Origin of the sequence: Tessaracoccus lapidicaptus (assembly GCF_001693815.1) — a bacterium.
GTDB classification, from domain to species: Bacteria; Actinomycetota; Actinomycetes; order Propionibacteriales; family Propionibacteriaceae; genus Arachnia; species Arachnia lapidicapta.
In genome coordinates this window covers 135,601-153,886 of sequence record NZ_MBQD01000011.1, presented here as the reverse complement: position 1 = coordinate 153,886, position 18,286 = coordinate 135,601, and the positions used below count along the sequence as shown (strand labels likewise).

The window sequence follows — 18,286 nt, the reverse complement described above, 5'->3', positions numbered from 1 at the left end:
AATGTTCCGCTGGGGACGGCAACCGGATAGCCTGCTGGCATGGCAGTGCGGTTGCGGGATGTCGCAGAGCGGGCCGGCGTGTCCCTCAAGACCGTGTCGAACGTCGTCAACGGGACCGTCAACGTGCGCGAGGCCACGCGGGAGAAGGTGCAGCGGGCCATCGACGACCTGGGCTACCGCCCCAACCTCGCCGCGCGCAACCTCAAGTACGGCCGGGGCGGCTTCCTCGCCCTCGCCGTCCCGGAGCTCGCGATCCCCTACTTCTCCGAACTGGCAGCGAAGTTCGACGCCGCGGCCGCGGACCTGGGCTTCATGATGCTGCTCGACATCACGCGCGCAGACCCAGCCGTTGAACGGGTCGTGTTGAGCGGGGTAGAGACCCACATGATCGACGGCGTGGTGTTCTCCCCCATGAGCCTGGACGTCGGCGACATCCAGCGCAGCCTCCGCGCGGACGTTCCCACGGTGTTCCTGGGTGAGCGCGCGATCCCCCCAGGAGTCGACCACGTCGCGGTCGACTCCGTCGCCGCGGCGCGCTCCATGACACAGCACCTCATCGACATCGGCCGCGAGCGCATCGCGACCATCGGGCGAGGGCGCGGCGTCAGCACCGGATCCGTGCGCCAGCAGGGCTATCAGGTGGCGATGGAAGCGGCCGGCATGCCCGTCGAGCCCGACTACCTGCGCGCCACCGACGAGTACTCGCGCGAGGCCGGCCGCGCTGCCATGCACGACCTGCTGCGGCTACCCGTGCCTCCCGACGCGGTGTTCTGCTTCAACGACGTGATGGCCATCGGCGCGTTGCGGGCCTGCGCGGAGGCGGGTGCGCGCGTCCCCGAGGACGTGGCCGTGGCCGGGTTCGACGACATCGCCGAGAGCCGCTACAGCACGCCCACGCTCACGACGATCACCCCGGACATGGATCTCCTGGTGAGCCACGTGTTGCGGCTGCTCACCAGGCGTATCGACGGCTACACCGGTCCGGGCGAGCGGGTGCATGTGCCGTGGACGCTGACCGTTCGCGAGTCGACGAGGGGGCGACGCGTCAGGCGGTGAGCCGTGCTGCCGCCGCGGCGATCCGCTCGTCGGTGGCCGTCAGCGCCACCCTGACGTGCCGGGCCGCCGCCGCGCCGTAGAAGTCGCCCGGGGCGGCCAGGATCCCGCGTTCCGCGAGCCATTCCACGCTCGCCCGGCAGTCCTCGTCGCGGGTCACCCACAGGTACAGCGACCCCTCCGAGTGCTCGATCCGGAAACCGGCCGCCCGCAACGCGGGAGCGAGGAGGGCCCGCCGGGCGAGGTAGCGCTCGCGCTGCTCCTCCACGTGCCGCTGATCCCCCAGCATCGCGACCATGGCCGCCTGAATGGGGGCGGGGACGATCATGCCGAGGTGCTTACGGGCCGCGACGAGCCGTTGGACCACGGCGGGATCGCCGGCGACGAAGCCGGCCCGGTATCCGGCGGCGTTGGACCGCTTGGACAGCGAGCCGACCGCGAGCAGCCCGGTGACGTCGCCGTCGTTGACCCGCGGGTCCAGCACCGAGAAGGGCTCGGCCTCCCAGGCGAACTCCCCGTAGCACTCGTCACTGGCCAGGACGGCGCCGCGGTCGCGGGCGGCGGCCACGAAGGCGCGCATCTCGTCGAGGCCGAGGATGCGACCCGTCGGATTGGCCGGCGAATTGATCCAGATGAGCCGGGCGTCCTCGGGGATGCGCGCAGGGTCGTCCAGTGGCACGGGGCGCGCCCCCGCGGTGAGCGCACCGACCTCGTAGGTGGGATAGGCGCACTCGGGGAAGACGACGGCGTCGTCGGCACGGAGGTCCAGCAGCGTCGGCAGCCAGGCGACCAGTTCCTTGGTCCCGATCACGGGCAGGACGCCCTCGTCGGGCAGCGGCAGCGCCGACCAGCGCCGAGCCAGGTAGCCGACGACGGCGCTCCGCGTGGCCGGGGCCCCCCACACCGTCGGGTAGCCGTGGGCGTCCGACGCCGCGGCGAGCGCCTCGCGCGCCAGATCCGGCGTGGGGTCCACGGGCGTGCCGACCGACAGGTCGACCAGACCGTCGGGGTGGGTGGACGCGAGCGCCTTCGCGGCGCTCAGCGTGTCCCAGGGGAAGTCAGGCAGGCGGGCACCGAGGCCCATCACTCGGCCTGCGGCGGCAGCGCCTCGACGACGGGGTGGTCCTTGTCGATGACGCCGAGCTTCGCGGCGCCACCGGGCGAGCCGAGGTCGTCGAAGAACTGGACGTTGACGTCGTAGAACTGTGCCTGGTCCTCGGGGAGGTCATCCTCGTAGTAGATGGCCTCGACGGGGCAGACCGGCTCGCAGGCGCCGCAGTCCACGCACTCCTCGGGGTGGATGTAGAGCATGCGATTGCCCTCGTAGATGCAGTCGACCGGGCACTCCTCGACGCAGGCGCGGTCCTTCACATCGACACACGGCAAACCGATGATGTACGTCACAATTCACTCCTTCAGGCGCGGACGGGCTTAGCTTAGCGCGCTGGCCAGCGGTGAAACCGCCGACCATTCCGCCCGTGGCGATCAGGACTGCGGCTCGGCGCAGGTGATCTTGTCGCCGGCGGCGTACTTCCAGCGGTAGTTCTCGCGCTTGACCACGTCCGAGCCCTGGTAGAACAGGCGCTGCCAGGTGACGGTGAAGCCCTGGATCGGCGCCTGGGGCTCGCAGTTCTCGTCAGTGACGACCCGCTCCTCGCCGTTGTAGAAGTCCGACTTCCTGAGCTCGGTCGACTCGACCTTCGTGTAGGTGCGCTGGGACCAGATCTTGAAGGTGATGGTGCCGCGCTTGCCGGGCGCCGCCTTCGAGATGTAGCCCTGGACGATCGCGGGGTACTCGGTGTCGTTGCGGAATCGCATGTCGAGCGCGCCGTAGTAGATCGTCGCCTCGCGGCCGGCCGGGTACCGGTCGAAGTACAGACTGTGCGGCTTGTGCTCGATGTCCTCGTAACCGGCGAAGAACGCCGCGTTGTACAGCGTCGTGGCGGCCTGGGAGATGCCGCCGCCGGACTCCTTCACCAGCCGGCCCTGGTTGATGACATACCCGTCGACGTAGCCGTTGGCGGCGGTGCGGGGCCCAAGGGTGTCGTTGAGCGAGAAGATCTCCCCGGGCATCAGCACGGTCCCGTTGACGGACGACGCCGCGCGGCCCAGGTTGGTGTTGCGGTACGCGGCGTACGGGAAGTTCGTGCTGAACTCGCCGATGACCTCCTTCGGCAGCACGGCCTGCGCCTCGGCGGTCGTGAACTCCGGTTCCTTCGTCGTCACGCTCAGGGGGACCGTGCGGCCCTCCCCCTCGGCGACGGCGGCCGTCCGGACGGCCTCGGTGAAGGGCTCGGGCTCCAGGACCTCGCCGGCGACCGCGGGCACGACGGCGGGCGTTCCGCCGGTGAAGCTGAATGAGGCGTCCTTCGGGGCGTTCAGGTCGAGGGCGCGCTGCGCCTCGACCGTGGACTCCATCGCGAGCAGGGCCTCGCCGTCGATCGTGGGCACCAGGGCCCCGCCCTCGACGGTGAAGGTGGTGACCTCGGCGATGGCGGCCGGCGCGATCTGCATGGAGCCGGTGGTGTGGGTCAGCGTGATCGGCCCGGAGAGAATGGGCTCGGCGTACTCGGTGACGGCGGCATCGACCATGGCGTCGGTGATGGCCGGCTCCTCCGTCGTCACGGCCGCCTCGGCGCTCTCTGCGCCCCCCGTGTACGCCGCGCTGACCGCGGCGACGGTCTCGTCGACCAGCAGTGCGACGCCCTGGACGGCCTCGGTGCGGACGATCCGGCCCTCCTCGAAGGCCAGCGAGCCGTCGGTGCCCTCGACCGTGAAGTCGTCGGTGAGTCCCTCGACCGCCTCGCGCAGCGCCGCCTCGTCGACGGTGCGCACGAGGGGGACGTCCTCGCCGCCGGTGAGCGTCGTGACGATGTCGACGGGGTTCCAGCTGAACCCGCCGCCCGCGCTGCGGACGGTGTCATCGAAGTCGACGCCCAGGCCGCTGGTGGCGGGGTCCAGGGTCGCGGACAGGTCCGCCGCGGTGACGGGGAAAGGTCGCTCGGTCTGATCGGCGAACTCTGCATGGAGGGTGGCCACGGCCTCGGCCGGGGACTGGCCGCCGATCGCGACCCCCTCGACACTCGCCTTCGCGGGGACCTGATTGCCGGCGACGAAGTACGACGCGACGTACACCCCGCCCAGGAGGACCACGGCACCCACACCGGAACCGATCGCGATCTTCGACGCCTTCTTCACATTCACCCCTCAGCGACCCCACGGCCGCACGCCCGGCTCCCCATGGTACGCACCCGGGAGGGCCGGGGCCGAATCCGACGGTCAGCGCACGCGCAGCTGCCAGGGCAGGCTGAGCACGCCGTCGCTGCGGAGACCGGCGCGGCCCGCGAGGTCGCTCAGCAGCCCCTCGGCGTCTGGCAGTCCCGCCGTCCCCGCGGCGGCCTCGCTCGAGGTGGCGGGCTTGATGAGCGCCAATATGCCGGAGTCGCCGACGTGGACGACCTTCGCCCGCTTCCGGTCGACGTCGGCCAGCGCGCACGCCCGCTCGACGGCGAGGGTGCGGCCGCCGACGTGGTCGACGAGGCCGCGCTCCTTGGCGTCCGCGCCTGTCCAGACGCGTCCGCGGGCCAGCTGCTCCAGGTGCTCGTAGTCCATCCTCCGGTCCTGGGCGGCGAGCGTCGTGAAGTCGCGGTAGACGCGGTCCAGCCAGGTGTTGAGCCGCTCCCACTCGTCGTCGCTGAACGGCGACGCGTCGGACATCAGCGACGCCCCCGCCCCGAACGGCAGGGTCTCGCGGATCAGCCCCAGCTTGTCGTAGAGGCCCTGCGTGACGACCTTGCCGCCGAGGACGCCGATCGAGCCGGTGAGGGTGGCCGCGTGCGCGACGATCTCGTCGGAGCCCATGGACACGTAGTACCCGCCGGAGGCCGCGACGGCGCCCATGCGCGCCACGACCGGCTTACCCGCCTCGCGGAGTCGGGACACGGACCGGTGGATGAAGTCAGAGGCGACGGCGGACCCGCCCGGGGAGTCGACGTCGAACACCACGGCCTTGATGTCGTCGTCGCGCAGCGCGGCCCGCAGGTGTTCGTCGACGACGTCCGCGCCGGCCTGCTCCCCGCCCAGGGGGCTGCGCTGGCCGCGCCCGGTGACGATGGCGCCGCGGAGCGTGACCAGTCCGATCTTCGGCTGCCCGGGCCGCAGTCGCTTCGCCAGCGCGGCCTTCGAGGTGTAGCGGTGCGCGAAGAGCAGCTGCTCTGGGCGCGCTCCCCACGCGTCGAGGGCGGCGGCGTAGGCCTCGTCGCGGTATCCGACGTGGTCGATGAGCCCCAGCTCGAGCGCCCGTTCGGGCGCCACCGGGGCGGAGTTCACGCCCTCCCACACCTGCTCGGCGGGGATCCCCCGGCGGCGGGCGATGTCGCCCACCAGGGCGTCGACGAGGGACTGGCCGATCCGCTGCATCATCTCGCGGTTGGCGTCGGTCACATGGTCGGCGGCGTAGGTGTCGGCGGCGGTCTTGTACTCGTGGCGCTGACCGAACTGCGGCTCCAGGCCCACCTTGGTGAGCATCCCCTTGAGCAGGGTGATGCTGAGTTCGACCCCGCCGATGCTGAGCATGCCGGTGGGCTGCACCCAGATGTCGCGGGTCGCGGTGGCGAGGCGGTAGGCCGCGAGGCCGCCCACCAGCTCGCCGAAGGACTCCGCCCACGCCATCGTCGGCTTCTTCTCGTCGAACGCCTCGACGATGCCGGCCAGCTCCTCGACGTGGGCGAGCTGCAGCTGGGACGGCACCGAGTGGACGACGAGTCCGAGCACCCGAGGATCCTCGGCCGCCGCGGCCAGGTGGTCGCGGAGCGCGGCCATGCTGGCGCTGTTGATCAGCTGCAGCGCCTGCGCGGGCGTCGTGGGCTTGGCGACCAGCACCCCCCTGGCCACGTCGAGCTCCAGCACGACGGGTTTGTCACCGACGATCGTCCCCAGCACGTCCTTGATGCTCATGACCCCAGCTTACGGACACGGCAAGTCCGGCCGTCAGCGCCCGGGCATGCGCGACGGCGGCGCCCCGTACCGGGTGCGCCGCCGTCGGATGCGGTCAGAGGACGGACTTGGCCGTCGCCACGACGTTGTCGACCGTGAAGCCGAACTCCTCGAAGCACTTGTTGCCGGAGGCGGAGGCGCCGAAGTGCTCGATGCTCACCGACGCGCCCTTGGGCCCGACGTACTTCGACCAGCCCATGGCGATGCCGGCCTCGATGCTGACGCGCGCGGTGACCGCGGCGGGCAGCACCGACTCGCGGTACTCCTCGGGCTGCTCGTCGAACCACTCCTGGCAGGGCATGGAGACCACGCGGGTGGCGATGCCTTCGGCCTGGAGCGCGTCCTGGGCGTCGAGGGCCAGGGCCACCTCGGAGCCTGAGGCGATGAGGATGACGGTGGCGTCCCCGTCGGCCTCGCTCACGACGTACCCACCGTTGGCCACACCCTCCGCCGAGGCGTACTTCTCGCCGCGCGGGATGGTGCGCAGGTCCTGGCGGGAGAGGATGATGCCGGACGGACGCTCGGTGCGCCGCAGGATCTCGCCCCACGCGACGGAGGTCTCGTTGGCGTCCGCCGGGCGGACGATGTCCACGCCGGGGATGGCCCGCAGCGACGCCAGGTGCTCGATGGGCTGGTGCGTGGGCCCGTCCTCGCCGACGCCGACCGAGTCGTGGCTCCATACGAACACCGTGGGCACGCCCATGATGGCGGCCAGGCGCACCGCGGGACGCATGTAGTCGGCGAACACGAGGAAGGTGCCGCCGTAGGCGCGGGTCAGCCCCGAGAGGTTGATGCCGTTGAGGATGCCGCCCATGGCGTGCTCGCGGATGCCGAAGTGCAGCGTGCGCCCGTAGGGGTTGCCGGGCCAGTCGTGCGTGGCGCGCTCGGTGGGCAGGAAGCTGGGCTCGCCCTTCATGGTGGTGTTGTTCGAGCCGGCGAGGTCGGCGGAGCCGCCCCACAGCTCGGGCAGCTGGGACGCCAGCGCCGACAGCACCTCGCCGGACGCGGCGCGGGTGGACTTCTTGCCCTCCTCGAACACCGGCAGGCTCAGGTCCTCGGGCAACTTGCGGGCCGCGGCGCGGTCCAGCAGCGCGGCGCGCTCCGGGTTCGCGTCCCGCCACGCCTGGTACTTCTCGTCCCAGGCGGCGCGGGCCGCACGGCCGCGCTCGGCAGCGTTGCGGCGGGCGTAGTCGACGATGTCGGTGTCGATCGCGAAGGGCTCCTGCGGGAACTTCAGCAGTTCCTTCATGGCCGCGATCTCGTCGCCGCCGATCTTGGAGCCGTGCACGGCGTGCATGCCCTGCTTGTTGGGCAGCGGCCAGCCGATGACGGTGGTGAGCTTGATGAAGCTCGGCTTGTCGGTGACGGCCTTCGCCTCCTCGATGGCGGCGTAGAGCGCGTCCATGTCCTCGCGGTACTCGGTGCCCCCGTTGGTCCAGTCGACGTGGGCGACGTGCCAGCCGTAGGCCTCGTAGCGGGCGCTGACGTCCTCGGTGAAGGAGATGTCCGTCTCACCCTCGATGGTGATGCGGTTGTCGTCGTAGATCATCGTGAGGTTGCCGAGGTTCTGCGTCGCGGCGAGCGAGGACGCCTCGGACGAGATGCCCTCCTGCAGGCAGCCGTCGCCGGCGATGACGTAGACCTGGCGGTCGAAGACGCTCTCGCCCTCGGGGGCCTCGGGGTCGAAGAGGCCGCGCTCACGGCGGGCCGCCATGGCCATGCCGACCGCGTTGGAGATGCCGGCGCCGAGCGGGCCGGTGGTGCACTCGACGAACTTGGTGTGGTGGTACTCCGGGTGCCCGGGCGTCCGCGAACCCCACGTGCGCAGCGCCTTGATGTCGTCGAGCTCGAGGCCCATGCCGCCCAGGTACAGCTGGGTGTACTGCGTGAGCGACGCGTGGCCCGCCGACAGCACGAACCGGTCACGGCCGAGCCAGAGGTCGTCGGTCGGGTCGGTGTTCATGACCTTCTGGTAGAGCAGGTAGGCGACGGGCGCCAGGGAGATCGGGGTGCCCGGGTGTCCGTTGCCGACCTTCTCGACGGCGTCGGCGGCGAGGATGCGGGCGGTGTCGACGGCCCGCGAGTCCTGGTCGGTCCACTCAAGAGTCACGTTGCGGTTCCTTACTTGGGTCGTGGCGCGGCAGCGGTGTCCACGGTGCTGCGCGGTCTCGGGCGTAAGCCTAGCGTGCGTCATTTCGGCTCACCCCCCGGTTCCAGTCCGTTGCCCCGCCCCCGGGCAGGTTGGGCAGATGCTCAGGCGTCGCGGGCCGTGACCGGGGGCTCCGCGGACCACGGGAACACGATCCACCGGTCCGTGGTGCGCCAGACGAAGTCCGGCTGCACCAGCGTGGAGGGCTTCGCGTAAAGCACGGCGCTCCGCACGTCGGCCCCGAAGCCGCGCAGCAGCTTGATCACGAGGCCGAGGGTGCGTCCCGAGTCGGCCACGTCGTCGACGACGAGGATCTTCTTGCCGGTGATCGACTCGGTGTCGAGCATCGGGGCCAGCAGGATCGGATCCGGCAGGGTCTGATCCACGTCGGTGTAGAACTCGACGTTGATCGCGTCGGTCAGCTTCACGCCCAGCGAGTACGTGAGCGCGCCGGCGACGGCCATGCCGCCCCGGGCGACCGCCACGATGACCGTGGGGTGGAATCCGGAGTCGGCGACCGCCTGGGCGATCTCGCGCTGCGCTGCTCCGAAGCCCTCCCAGGTGAGGACCTCCTTGTCCGCCAGGTCTGTCGCGTCCGCGTGATAAGCCATGCGTGACATGCTAACCGGGCGGCTGGGGCCGTGGGTCAGTGGGAGTCGTCGAGGATCCGGGTCATGAACACCACGTCGAGCCACCGCCCGAACTTCCGCCCGACCTCGGGCAGCCGGCCCGATTCCTCGAAGCCCAGCTTCCGGTGGAACGCGAGCGAGTCCTCGTTGGCGCCGTCGACGACACCCACCATGACGTGGACGCCCCGACCCCGGGCATAGTCGAGGAGCGCCTGCATCAGCATCCGCCCCGCCCCGGACGAGCGTCGGCCGCTGCGGATGTAGACGCTGTGCTCCATCGTGTGGGCGTAGCCCGCCAGCGGCCGGAACTGCGCGTAGCTGGCGAAGCCGACGACGTGGCCGTCGTCCTCGAGGACCAGCACCGGGCAGTCGGCCGCAGTCAGCCGCCGCCACCACTCCCGCCGGTTGTCGACGGTGACAGGCTCCAGCGCGTAGGACGCCGTCGTGCCCACCCCTGCCTCGTTGTAGATGTCCGTGATCGCCGGGATGTCGGACGACTGCGCGGGGCGGATGAGCGGCATGGCCACATGCTAGGGGCAGCGCGGCGCCGGGCCGCTAGCGTGGTCGGCCATGGAGATCCACGACCTGAGCGGCCCCTGGGGACGGCTGCGCGTCGCCGAGCTGGGCGCGTGCGTCCTGGGCTGGCGGCCCGCCGGGCACGACGAGGTCCTGTTCACCGCCCGGGAGGCGCGGCTCGTCCCGGGGTCGATGTGGCACAGCGGGATCCCCGTGTGCGCGCCGTGGTTCGGCTCCGGCCGGGGCGCGTTCCCGGTGCCCTTCACGCACGGGCTCGTGTCGCGGGTGCCGTGGCGGACCCTTGAGGTGACGTCGGACGAGCGGGGGGCGCGGGTGCGGCTGGCCGTGGAGTCCCCGGCGTTCGCCCACCTGCCCGGCGCGGGGCACTACCCGGACGACCTGGGCTACCGGCTCGACGTCACCGCCGACGCCCGGCGACTTCGCTTGGAGCTCACCGTCGACAGTCCGACCCGCGACACGGTCGTCGACATCGCGCTGCACCCGTACCTGCGCTGTGAGGCGCCCGAGGCCACGGTGACGGGGCTCGACGGCGTGCGGTTCGTCGACTACGCGCAGGGCGCCGCACGGGGGGTCGAATTCGCCCCGGTGGGGGTCGGCCGCGCCGTCGACCGCGTGTACGCCGCGGCCCCGCCCACCCGGTTGACCGACGGGGCGCGCGAGCTTCGGCTGTCCGGAGCCGGGGCGCGCAACGTGGTGGTGTGGAACCCGGGGCCGGGCGGTGCGCAGGTGGCCGACGGGCAGTGGCGGGAGTTCGCGTGCGTCGAGTACGGGTGCGTGCAGGGCGGCGCCGTGGCGATCCCGGCCGCCGGGAGCCACACGCTGGGGCTCACGGTCGCGGTGGCACCGCGCCCAGCCGCGGGGCGATGACGTCGGCGTAGAGGGGCGCCAGCGTCGGGTCCGCCCGGAGCAGGCCGGCGTCGAACGGGTCGGACCAGCGCACGGCGTCGATCTCGGCCGCGGGATGCACCGGCCCCTCGACCGGATCGGGCCAGGCGAACACGTGCGCGACGACGACATGGTCGGGCTCGTTCGCCGCGGCGGCCTCGAACAGGCCGAGCGGGACCAGCAGGGCCGGGTCCAGGCTCAGCCCGAGTTCCTCGGCGACCTCGCGTGCACCGCAGGCCTCCGGCGACTCCCCTGCTTCCGGCTTGCCCCCCGGGTTCATCCACATGGCCGTGCCGCGCTTGCGGACGAGGAGCACGGCCCCCGCGGCGTCGCGCAGCACCACGGCGGTCACGTGGATGCGTCGGTCCATGCCCGGAGGCTACCGCCGTTAGGCTGGGCGGATCGAACCGGAAAGGGGGCGGCCGTGGGAAGAGCGCTCATCGTCGTCGACGTACAGGTGGACTTCTGCGAGGGCGGTGCGCTCGGCGTCACGGGCGGCAACGCGGTGGCCGAGCGCGTCGCGGCGCTGCTGGCCGGCGACCACGGCTACCGCAAGGTCGTCGCGACGCGCGACCACCACGTCGATCCCGGGACCCACTTCTCCGACGAGCCGGATTACGTCGACACCTGGCCCCCGCACTGCGTCGTCGGCACCCCCGGCCAGGAACTCCACCCCGCGCTGCGAGGCGTCGCGTTCGATGCGGTGTTCGACAAGGGCTCCTACGCCGCCGCCTACTCCGGGTTCGAGGGCACCGACGACGGCGTGGGGCTCGCCCGGTGGCTCGGTGAGCAGGGCATCACGGACGTCGACGTGTGCGGCATCGCCACGGACTACTGCGTGCGGGCCACCGCCGTCGACGCGGCGCGGGAGGGCTTCGACACCCGGGTCCTGAGCGGCCTGGTCGCGGCCGTCCATCCCGACGGCGTGGCCGACGTCGTCACCGCCCTGCGCGAGGAGCGCGTCGACTGGGTGGAGTGACCCTCACTCGCCGTGCACGTAGTGCAGCAGGTACTCGTGCTCGGTCTGCAGCTGGTCGATCCGGCTCTTGACGATGTCCCCGATGCTGACGATGGCGACGAAGCGCCCGTCGAGCATCACCGGCATGTGCCGGCACCGGAACTCGGTCATGGTCCCGGCGACGGTCGCGATGTCGTCGTCGGGCACGCAGACATGCACGTCGCGGTCCATGATCTCCCCGACGGTGGCGTCGAGCGCGGCGGCGCCGCGCTCCGCGAGTGCCCGGACGACGTCGCGTTCACCGGCGATGCCCTCGACCATGTCGCCGTCGTCGGTGACCACCACGGCACCGATGCGGTGCTCGGCGAGGACGCGGACCAGGTCCGAGACCCGCTGAGCCGAGCGCGCGGTGATGACGGTGGTGCCCTTGGCTGTGATGATGTCGTTGATCCGCATGCTTCACGCTAGCGCCGCGGACGGGGCGGCGTCACCAGGTGTGCTCCGAGACGCTCCCGGCCGGTTCCTCGTCGTCGTCGTCGATGCTCTGGTCCATGTCGAAGGCCGGCAGCGCCGACGCCGGCACGTTGACGACCTTCGCCGGGACCCCCGCCACCGTGGTGTGGGGCGGGACCTCGTGCAGCACGACGCTGCCCGCGCCGATCTTCGCCCCTTCTCCGACGCGGATATTGCCGAGCACCTTGGCCCCGGCACCGATCATGACGCCGCGCCCGATCTTGGGGTGACGGTCACCGCCCTCCTTGCCGGAGCCGCCCAGCGTGACCTCGTGCAGCATGGAGAAGTCGTCCTCGACCACTGCTGTCTCGCCGATCACCACGCTTGTTGCGTGGTCGAACATGATGCCCTTGCCGATGCGGGCCCCGGGATGGATGTCGACGGCGAAGACCTCCGAGATGCGGCTCTGCAGGTACAGGGCCAAGGGCTTGCGGTCGTGCTGCCAGTAGTAGTGGGCGGCCCGGTAGGCCTGGATCGACTGGAAACCCTTGAAGTAGAGCAGCGGGTTGGCGTAGCCGGGGCAGGCGGGGTCGCGGGACACCACGGCCTGCAGGTCCGCGCGGATGGCGCGCTGGATGGACTCGTCCTCGAGGATGACGTCGTGGATGATGTCGCGCAGGCTGAGGGCCGGCAGCGTGCTGTTGTCGAGCTTCGCGGCGAGGATCAGGCTGAGCGCATCCTCGAGACCGGGCTGGCTGAGGACCACCGTGTGGAGGAAGCCGGCCAGCAGCGGCTCGTTCGCCGCGGCGTCGGCGCACTCCTGCTTGATGGCGTCCCAGATCTGGTCGTCGGGGACGATGCGGGCGGGATCCATGAGTTCTCCTCGGTGCTGGCCTGACGCCTGCCAACGTTACCCACCCGCACCAGCCCTACCGGGAACGTCCGCTGACGGCGAACCGGCGCTCGGCGTGCGACGGTCGGTTCAATCACTAGACGTTGAAGCGGAACTCCACCGAGTTCCGGCACATACCATCCTGTGAGTTCTTGACCGACGCGTACTGGTGTCCACGCGACTACGGCACGAGCTCGAGGTCGGGCTTCGGCTCTGCAGCCAGACCTGCCCGTTTTGGCTCGGGCCATTTTGGCAGATCTGCGGCGCAACCACCGTATGCGACCACCGTATGCGACGCGAGGTCACAGCATGCCTGAATGAATCCCTCTGCACCCATGAGGCGCATCGAGTTCCTGCCGTCCGCGAGCGGCCAGAGCGCGCCAGACGTATTTGAGACCGAACGAGGATCCTGACCGTGGTTCAGAAGATCTCGAAGCATTTTCATGTCGGCGAGGTACGCGTTGAGCTCCTGCGTTCCCGAGTAGACGACCCAGCGAGAGCGCCGCCCGGGTCGATCCTGAAGAAGTGCGCGGGTTCGCACAGCCCATTCGTTCGTGAAGAGACGAACGTCTTGCTTCGTGCCGGCATCACGGAGTCTGCCAGGGTTTCAAAGGGATGACGCGGGTGTCGTCATTGCCTCTCAAGATGTCGTTGAAGAATGCCTCAATCGCCCCATAGGCCATGGTGAACACCGCCCAACGCAAGGCATGCTGCTTCTTGGACTGCCCAAGCCTATTGCCGTCGTCATCGTGCAGCTGGTCAATATCGCGATGAAGCGTTACGAGGCGACAGGGGTTCTCAAGGCCACCGGCAAGTTGCTGGGCAGCATCAATCACGTGCGGCAACCGTACGTGCGCCTTCATAGGCATGCGACTTCCTTTCGGAACCAGGCGGGCAGCCGATCTAGCTCGGGCCATCCTCCGAGAACAACCCCTCCGGCAGCACGTCCGCGTGGTGATCACGCAGATAGCGCTTGACGTCGATGAGCGAGGCATCGTGCTGCAGGCCGCGCTTGTAGTAGAGCAAGCGCTGGTCCGCGGACTCGAGGATCTCCGACCAGCGCCGCACCCAAACCCGGTAGCGCAATGGGGAGTTCGGGTCGAGCTCGGACTCGTCGAGCAACCCCGACTCACGGCCACGCTGGTTGATGTCGCGCCGCACGTCGTTGTTGTAGTCGCTCACGACGAGCACGAAGTCCCAGACGGTGTGTGTGCCGGCAAACTGCGGGTCCTCGACGATCGCACGCGCATAGCCCTTGATCTGGTTGGCTTCCTTGTACGACGCAACCACAGAGGGGACCTTCAGCTCCACGACCAGATGCCGCTTCGTCTCGTGCTCGGGCGCAGCCAGGGAGAACATCAAGTCCAGGCGACCCTGGCTGCCATCGGTCTTCGTGACCTTCGTAGTGGGCTCCCCCTCGCGGCCAAGCATGCTGAGGTGCTGCTCGAGCGCTCGGGTGAGACCGATCTCAGAGCTCATCATGTTGAACTGTTCCCCGAATACCCAGCTCTCGCGCTCCAGGATCTTGTGCAGGTGGTCGCGCTCCTTGACCAGCCCCTTGGCTTCGGGGTTGAAGACGATCTCGCGAAGAGCGCTCAGGAAGTCCAGGCGGTCGGTCACGTCGGTAGTCGCCCGGATGAGCCTTGAGAGCGGCGTGCGCTCAAGAAGTCGATCGAGTTCTTCGCTCTCGCCTTCGGTGAGCCCGACGTACTGGTTCAGGAGCGTTTTGACGCCGTCAGGGTTCCGTTGGAGCGTGTCCTTGAGGAGACCAAGCGTCAGCTTCTCCTGGCCGCGGGTCTTGGGAATGTGCCGGCGAACAGCGGTCGCGACGACATCGAAAGTCGCTCGCTCAACCACTTCCTCCTCCGAGGCGGGATCGCCTTCGTAGGGGTAGGTCTTGGTCTCTTTCCAGCGACCGACGAGCTCGCGACGCTGCTCGGCCCGGCGAGCCTCGAAGTGGTCCTCGAGCGTGGAGTCCACGACCTGCATCAGGGATCCGAGCAGGGAGGCCTCCTGCTCCATATCGACGAGCAGCACCTCGTTGGCATGCTCCGCCATGTCCGCCCAAAGGACGTACGCAGCGAAGTTGAAGTCGGCGAAGCGCCTGATCGGCGTCTCATCGACGGGAACGCCCTTCTCGTCGCAGAGATAGAGTGTCCGGCCCTGCACATCCCGCCACTCGACGACTCTCAGTGCGGCGCGGCGGTCGGCTCCGTCGAAGGACCACTTCAGCTCGTGCGTCATCTCGCGCTCGATGTTTGCGGCGGGGTCGATCTTGACTCCGTCGTACCGGACTTCGATCGTCGGGAAAGTCAGCAGATGCAGAGCGAGGGCGGCACCGATGCGCGGCCGCGCAGAGTCGCCTTCGAGCCGGCCGAGCGAGTCGCGGCCTTCAGCTCGGAACTCCGTGTAGGTCGGCCCCTGGGCATCGACAGGATCGGGGCCGGAGAAGTCGTTGCGATGGTCGATTGTCGACGACACACGAGTCTTCTTGAACGCGCCCGTGGCCTCCTGGCCAACGGTCTCCCAGGTGATGCGGGTTCCCAGCGCGAAGGCGCGCAGACGCCCCTGGCCGAGCCTGCCGTGCAGGGGTCGCTTCTCGCGCTCGGTGACGCGTGCCCCGAGCTTCCAGGAGTTCCCCACCCACTTGAAGTCCTGTTCGACCCGTTCCGGGCTCATGCCGAGGCCGTCATCGCGGACGGTGACGCCGACAATGCCGTCCGCGACGTTGCGGTCGAGAATAACCGACACCTCGTTGGCGTCAGCATCAAGGCTGTTCCAGATAAGCTCGATGACCGCTCGGACCGGATCGGTCTCACCCGCGAGACGCTGGACCAAGTCGTTTCCAGCTGTGAGGGTAACCCGAGGCATGACCTCAGTGTGCCAGTAGACGGCGACATCCATCGCGACCGCGGCGGGGCCTGCAGGCGGTCCACGACGCCTTGTTGCTATCGCTCCGCTGCCAAGCAAAAAGATCTACTCCAACGGCTGGATCCGAGGGTTGGTCCGAGGCGGCAGATCCCAGCCGTGGCGTGCATGGATGTCCTTGACGTGCTCCTCGGCGTTGGCCTGGAGCTTGGCGAGGCTTGCGGCATCGTGGCCGACTGATCGGAAATGGCGCAGGTTACTGCTCAGCGCGTGCGCCCAGCTCATCAGCGGGTCGAGGTTCCGCACCCGCCGCTCAACGGTGTCGCCGGGTTTGGCCGCCTTCATCACCTGCCGGCCGATGGTCGCGCCCAGAGTGCGCTCGGCCTCCAGCCATGAGTCGATGCCGTCCCAGCCTTCGAGCTGGTCCACGAGCGCGATCGACGTGATGCGCAGGTTGGCCAGCCGCTCCCCCACCGGCTCTGCGGTGGGATCGAACCCGATGAGGCGCTGCACGGCTTCCTGCACCGCGAACCAGCGTGCGTCCTCGGCCGCCTTGCGCGACTCGGCGAGTGCCTCGTTGGCGCGCTTGTTCGCTTGGTAGGTGCCGACGCCGGCGACGAGCAGCGACAGGGCCGAGATCACCAGCGCGAGGACATCCATGGCTCGATCCTGCCATGTCACTGGGGCATGCCGGCGGCACTGCCGGCACGAGCCACCTCAGCCGGGTAAAGGTGCTGACGAGCACGCGGGATCACATGCTGGCAAGGAGATCCGGCCTGTCGGCCAGCGGGCCTCGGTCTTCATTCGTCAGAGTTCCACGTCATGGAGGAGAGGTCAGAGATGAGGGTGAGCACGAGGCAGGTGCCGCCCGTGGTGCATGCGAGATGGTGCGCCGACGTCGCGAGCCAGTGGAGGGGTGCAGGCGAAGCGTTACGGATGTTACGGATGTCTTGACCATCAGAAACACCATCGGCAACACCCAAACAGGCAGGTCAGACAGGGTACTTGCTGTACTTGTTACTTATGTGACGGATGATTTGGGGGTTCGTGCACATGCGCACCCACGCCTGCGCACACAACCCTCTCTTGCGAGGGAACTGCAGCACGATCGCTGCACCGGCCACCGTGTCGCTCGAACAGGGCACGTATTTCCACGCCTACACCTTCGGCAATGACCACGGCCAGCGGCTGGTCGTTGACGACCAGGGCAACGCCACCCTCAGCACCTATACCTGCGAGGACGGCGCTCCGACACTGGTCAAGGAGCATCTGGGCGTCATCAAGGGCAATCAGCTCGTCTTCGAAGCGCCAGGCGGTAAGGAGGTCGGCCGGGGCTGAACTCCGGCAGGCGCATGCTGCCGATCCCGAGACCATGGAAGCCGATCCGAGCAAGCCGCTGGACCTCTCTGAGGTTGACGGGAACGACCTTCCGGCCAGCGCATCCGGACAGCCCCTGCGGCTAGGAAATCGACCAGAAGGCCCCGGTGGAAGCCGGGGCCTCTCTACATCCAGGGGACATGAAGAGGCCGATAGCCGCACTGCTGCTGGGAACGGCAGTGCTCGGGCTGACCGGCTGCACCGAGTCGGAGACAGGCTCGGCGTCAACCCAGAAGCCGCGAGCGGTGAAGCTCCACGGGGAGGAAGCACGAGGCGGTCGAGCCAGTAGTGCGGGAGGTCTGGAGTCGCTGCTGGCTCCGATGACCGTGGACGACGCAGGCGAAGAAGTACAGAAGTAGGACGGACCCGGACTCCGGTGGCGACGCTGCCGGGGTTCGCTGCGCCTGGTTGGCCTCCACCCATCAGTCGGGCCCGGCGGCGACAATGGTGGGATGAACAGCTTCAACTTCTTCGAGGGGGTCCTCGCCGACGCACCGAAGGTGCCGGTGAAGGTCTCGTCGCGCTCCTTCCGCAGCGCGATCGAGGAAGCGCTCATCCACAGCTACACGCGTCGCGACCTCGAAGTAGTGCTGGACGAAGAGCTGAAGCTGCCCTGGCTCCTGGCCGACAGCCAACCGACCGATACGGATTTCACCAAGCGCGCTGTCATCCAGGGCTACACCCACGGCTGGGACCTTCCCCGCCTAGTAGCCCTCGCACGGCGCATCACCACGGAGCTCGAGGTGACCGGCACGCTGCTGGAGGACTTGGAGGCCCTGCTCAACGAGTACGACCGCGGCGGCGGGGTGGGGTCGCCAGCCAAGAACCTGATCTTCGCGGCCAACGGACCCAAGCCTGATCTGGTACTCCGGGACGCCCTCAACAACGACATCGAGATCGTGCGCAATGCCGAGTTCTGCCTGATCTTCGACCAGCCAATTCCTGCAGACGGGCTGTCGTACAGCACGCTGATCGAGTGGTGGCGCAAGCGCCAGGGCTTCGACGACGCGGTGCCAGCACGCGACATCGGGCTGGACCTGCACCAGCGTCTGCGGGCTTCCCTGGACGACAACCCGGTCGAGTTGCAGGTGTTCGATGCTTACGCCGCTCGCTACAAGGATGGTTTCGACATCCCGGCCCTGATCCCGCAGGTCTACCTGCACTTCGATCCTGCGACCCAACGCGCCAGGCAGACCTCTGGCCAGAGCGGCAGCCCGCTGGCTCGGCAGCGGATGGACTTCCTCATCCTGTTCTCCAGTCGGCATCGCGTGGTGCTGGAGGTGGATGGGAAGCAGCACTACGCGAACGGCGACACCGCGAGCCCAGCGCTGTACAGCGAGATGGTTGCAGAAGACCGCCGGCTCAGGCTTGCTGGGTACGAGGTCTACCGATTCGGTGGAGCGGAGCTGATGCGAGACGACGCAGGCACGATGCTCGCCGAGTTCTTCGACCAGCTGACCGAGCGGATGCGGTGAACGACCTCGCGGCGT

General features: G+C 69.1%; 18 protein-coding genes. 5 read left to right on the top strand and 13 right to left on the bottom strand.

Annotated elements, in window-relative coordinates; genetic code table 11:
• Positions 1 to 39: 39 nt before the first annotated feature.
• Positions 40 to 1,056: a LacI family DNA-binding transcriptional regulator gene (locus BCR15_RS04000; protein WP_068750660.1), complete on the top strand. Its 1,017-nt coding sequence runs from the start codon at positions 40 to 42 to the stop codon at positions 1,054 to 1,056.
• Here the strand turns inward: BCR15_RS04000 and dapC are convergent.
• From dapC to BCR15_RS03965, 7 genes are all read right to left on the bottom strand, one after another.
• Positions 1,046 to 2,137, bottom strand: coding sequence for a succinyldiaminopimelate transaminase (gene dapC, locus BCR15_RS03995; RefSeq protein ID WP_068750658.1), 1,092 nt, complete (start codon positions 2,135 to 2,137; stop codon positions 1,046 to 1,048). The two genes, BCR15_RS04000 and dapC, sit on opposite strands and share 11 nt — an antisense overlap.
• On the bottom strand, positions 2,137 to 2,457 hold the full coding sequence (fdxA, locus tag BCR15_RS03990; protein WP_068750656.1) for a ferredoxin: 321 nt from the start codon (positions 2,455 to 2,457) through the stop codon (positions 2,137 to 2,139). The genes dapC and fdxA overlap by 1 nt, the downstream gene beginning before the upstream one ends.
• Before the next feature lie 81 nt (positions 2,458 to 2,538).
• The gene (locus tag BCR15_RS03985) at positions 2,539 to 4,251 is read right to left on the bottom strand and encodes a VanW family protein (RefSeq protein ID WP_068750654.1); all 1,713 of its coding nucleotides are present in this window, start codon (positions 4,249 to 4,251) and stop codon (positions 2,539 to 2,541) included.
• 81 nt (positions 4,252 to 4,332) lie between these two features.
• Complete coding sequence (gene sppA / locus BCR15_RS03980; RefSeq protein ID WP_068750652.1) at positions 4,333 to 6,009, bottom strand: signal peptide peptidase SppA; 1,677 nt, start codon at positions 6,007 to 6,009, stop codon at positions 4,333 to 4,335.
• A 94-nt stretch (positions 6,010 to 6,103) separates the two neighbouring features.
• On the bottom strand, positions 6,104 to 8,158 hold the full coding sequence (gene tkt / locus BCR15_RS03975) for a transketolase (protein ID WP_068750649.1): 2,055 nt from the start codon (positions 8,156 to 8,158) through the stop codon (positions 6,104 to 6,106).
• A gap of 143 nt (positions 8,159 to 8,301) precedes the next feature.
• On the bottom strand, positions 8,302 to 8,808 hold the full coding sequence (locus BCR15_RS03970) for a phosphoribosyltransferase (RefSeq protein WP_068750647.1): 507 nt from the start codon (positions 8,806 to 8,808) through the stop codon (positions 8,302 to 8,304).
• Positions 8,809 to 8,843: 35 nt separating this feature from the next.
• Entirely contained in the window at positions 8,844 to 9,347 is a 504-nt protein-coding gene (locus BCR15_RS03965) for a GNAT family N-acetyltransferase (RefSeq protein ID WP_068750645.1), read from the bottom strand.
• A gap of 49 nt (positions 9,348 to 9,396) precedes the next feature.
• On the opposite strand from BCR15_RS03965, the gene BCR15_RS03960 reads away from it, so the two are divergent.
• A complete protein-coding gene (locus tag BCR15_RS03960) occupies positions 9,397 to 10,230 on the top strand; it encodes an aldose epimerase family protein (RefSeq protein WP_068750642.1) in 834 nt (277 codons plus the stop codon).
• Here BCR15_RS03960 and BCR15_RS03955 read toward each other — a convergent pair.
• On the bottom strand, positions 10,190 to 10,618 hold the full coding sequence (locus BCR15_RS03955; RefSeq protein WP_068750640.1) for an NUDIX hydrolase: 429 nt from the start codon (positions 10,616 to 10,618) through the stop codon (positions 10,190 to 10,192). The two genes, BCR15_RS03960 and BCR15_RS03955, sit on opposite strands and share 41 nt — an antisense overlap.
• A 54-nt stretch (positions 10,619 to 10,672) precedes the next feature.
• On the opposite strand from BCR15_RS03955, the gene BCR15_RS03950 reads away from it, so the two are divergent.
• Positions 10,673 to 11,227 (top strand): isochorismatase family protein, encoded by a 555-nt coding sequence (locus tag BCR15_RS03950; protein ID WP_068750638.1) that lies wholly within the window; start codon positions 10,673 to 10,675, stop codon positions 11,225 to 11,227.
• Positions 11,228 to 11,230: 3 nt separating this feature from the next.
• Here BCR15_RS03950 and BCR15_RS03945 read toward each other — a convergent pair whose 3' ends face one another.
• The 5 genes from BCR15_RS03945 to BCR15_RS03925 form a co-directional block, all read right to left on the bottom strand.
• Positions 11,231 to 11,662 carry a CBS domain-containing protein gene (locus BCR15_RS03945; protein ID WP_068750636.1) on the bottom strand — a complete coding sequence of 144 codons (432 nt, stop codon included), beginning with the start codon at positions 11,660 to 11,662 and terminating at the stop codon, positions 11,231 to 11,233.
• 31 nt (positions 11,663 to 11,693) lie between these two features.
• On the bottom strand, positions 11,694 to 12,533 hold the full coding sequence (gene cysE / locus BCR15_RS03940; RefSeq protein ID WP_078919722.1) for a serine O-acetyltransferase: 840 nt from the start codon (positions 12,531 to 12,533) through the stop codon (positions 11,694 to 11,696).
• A gap of 605 nt (positions 12,534 to 13,138) precedes the next feature.
• Positions 13,139 to 13,420 (bottom strand): hypothetical protein, encoded by a 282-nt coding sequence (locus BCR15_RS03935; RefSeq protein WP_068750634.1) that lies wholly within the window; start codon positions 13,418 to 13,420, stop codon positions 13,139 to 13,141.
• A 34-nt stretch (positions 13,421 to 13,454) separates the two neighbouring features.
• Positions 13,455 to 15,389 (bottom strand): ATP-binding protein, encoded by a 1,935-nt coding sequence (locus BCR15_RS03930; RefSeq protein WP_176715183.1) that lies wholly within the window; start codon positions 15,387 to 15,389, stop codon positions 13,455 to 13,457.
• Between the two features lie 138 nt (positions 15,390 to 15,527).
• The gene (locus BCR15_RS03925; RefSeq protein WP_068750630.1) at positions 15,528 to 16,079 is read right to left on the bottom strand and encodes a hypothetical protein; all 552 of its coding nucleotides are present in this window, start codon (positions 16,077 to 16,079) and stop codon (positions 15,528 to 15,530) included.
• Positions 16,080 to 16,472: 393 nt separating this feature from the next.
• Between BCR15_RS03925 and BCR15_RS03920 the strand changes: the two genes are divergently transcribed.
• Positions 16,473 to 16,757, top strand: coding sequence for a hypothetical protein (locus BCR15_RS03920; RefSeq protein ID WP_141680029.1), 285 nt, complete (start codon positions 16,473 to 16,475; stop codon positions 16,755 to 16,757).
• A gap of 491 nt (positions 16,758 to 17,248) precedes the next feature.
• A complete protein-coding gene (locus BCR15_RS03915; protein ID WP_068750626.1) occupies positions 17,249 to 18,271 on the top strand; it encodes a putative endonuclease domain-containing protein in 1,023 nt (340 codons plus the stop codon).
• The last annotated feature ends 15 nt before the right edge of the window (positions 18,272 to 18,286 follow it).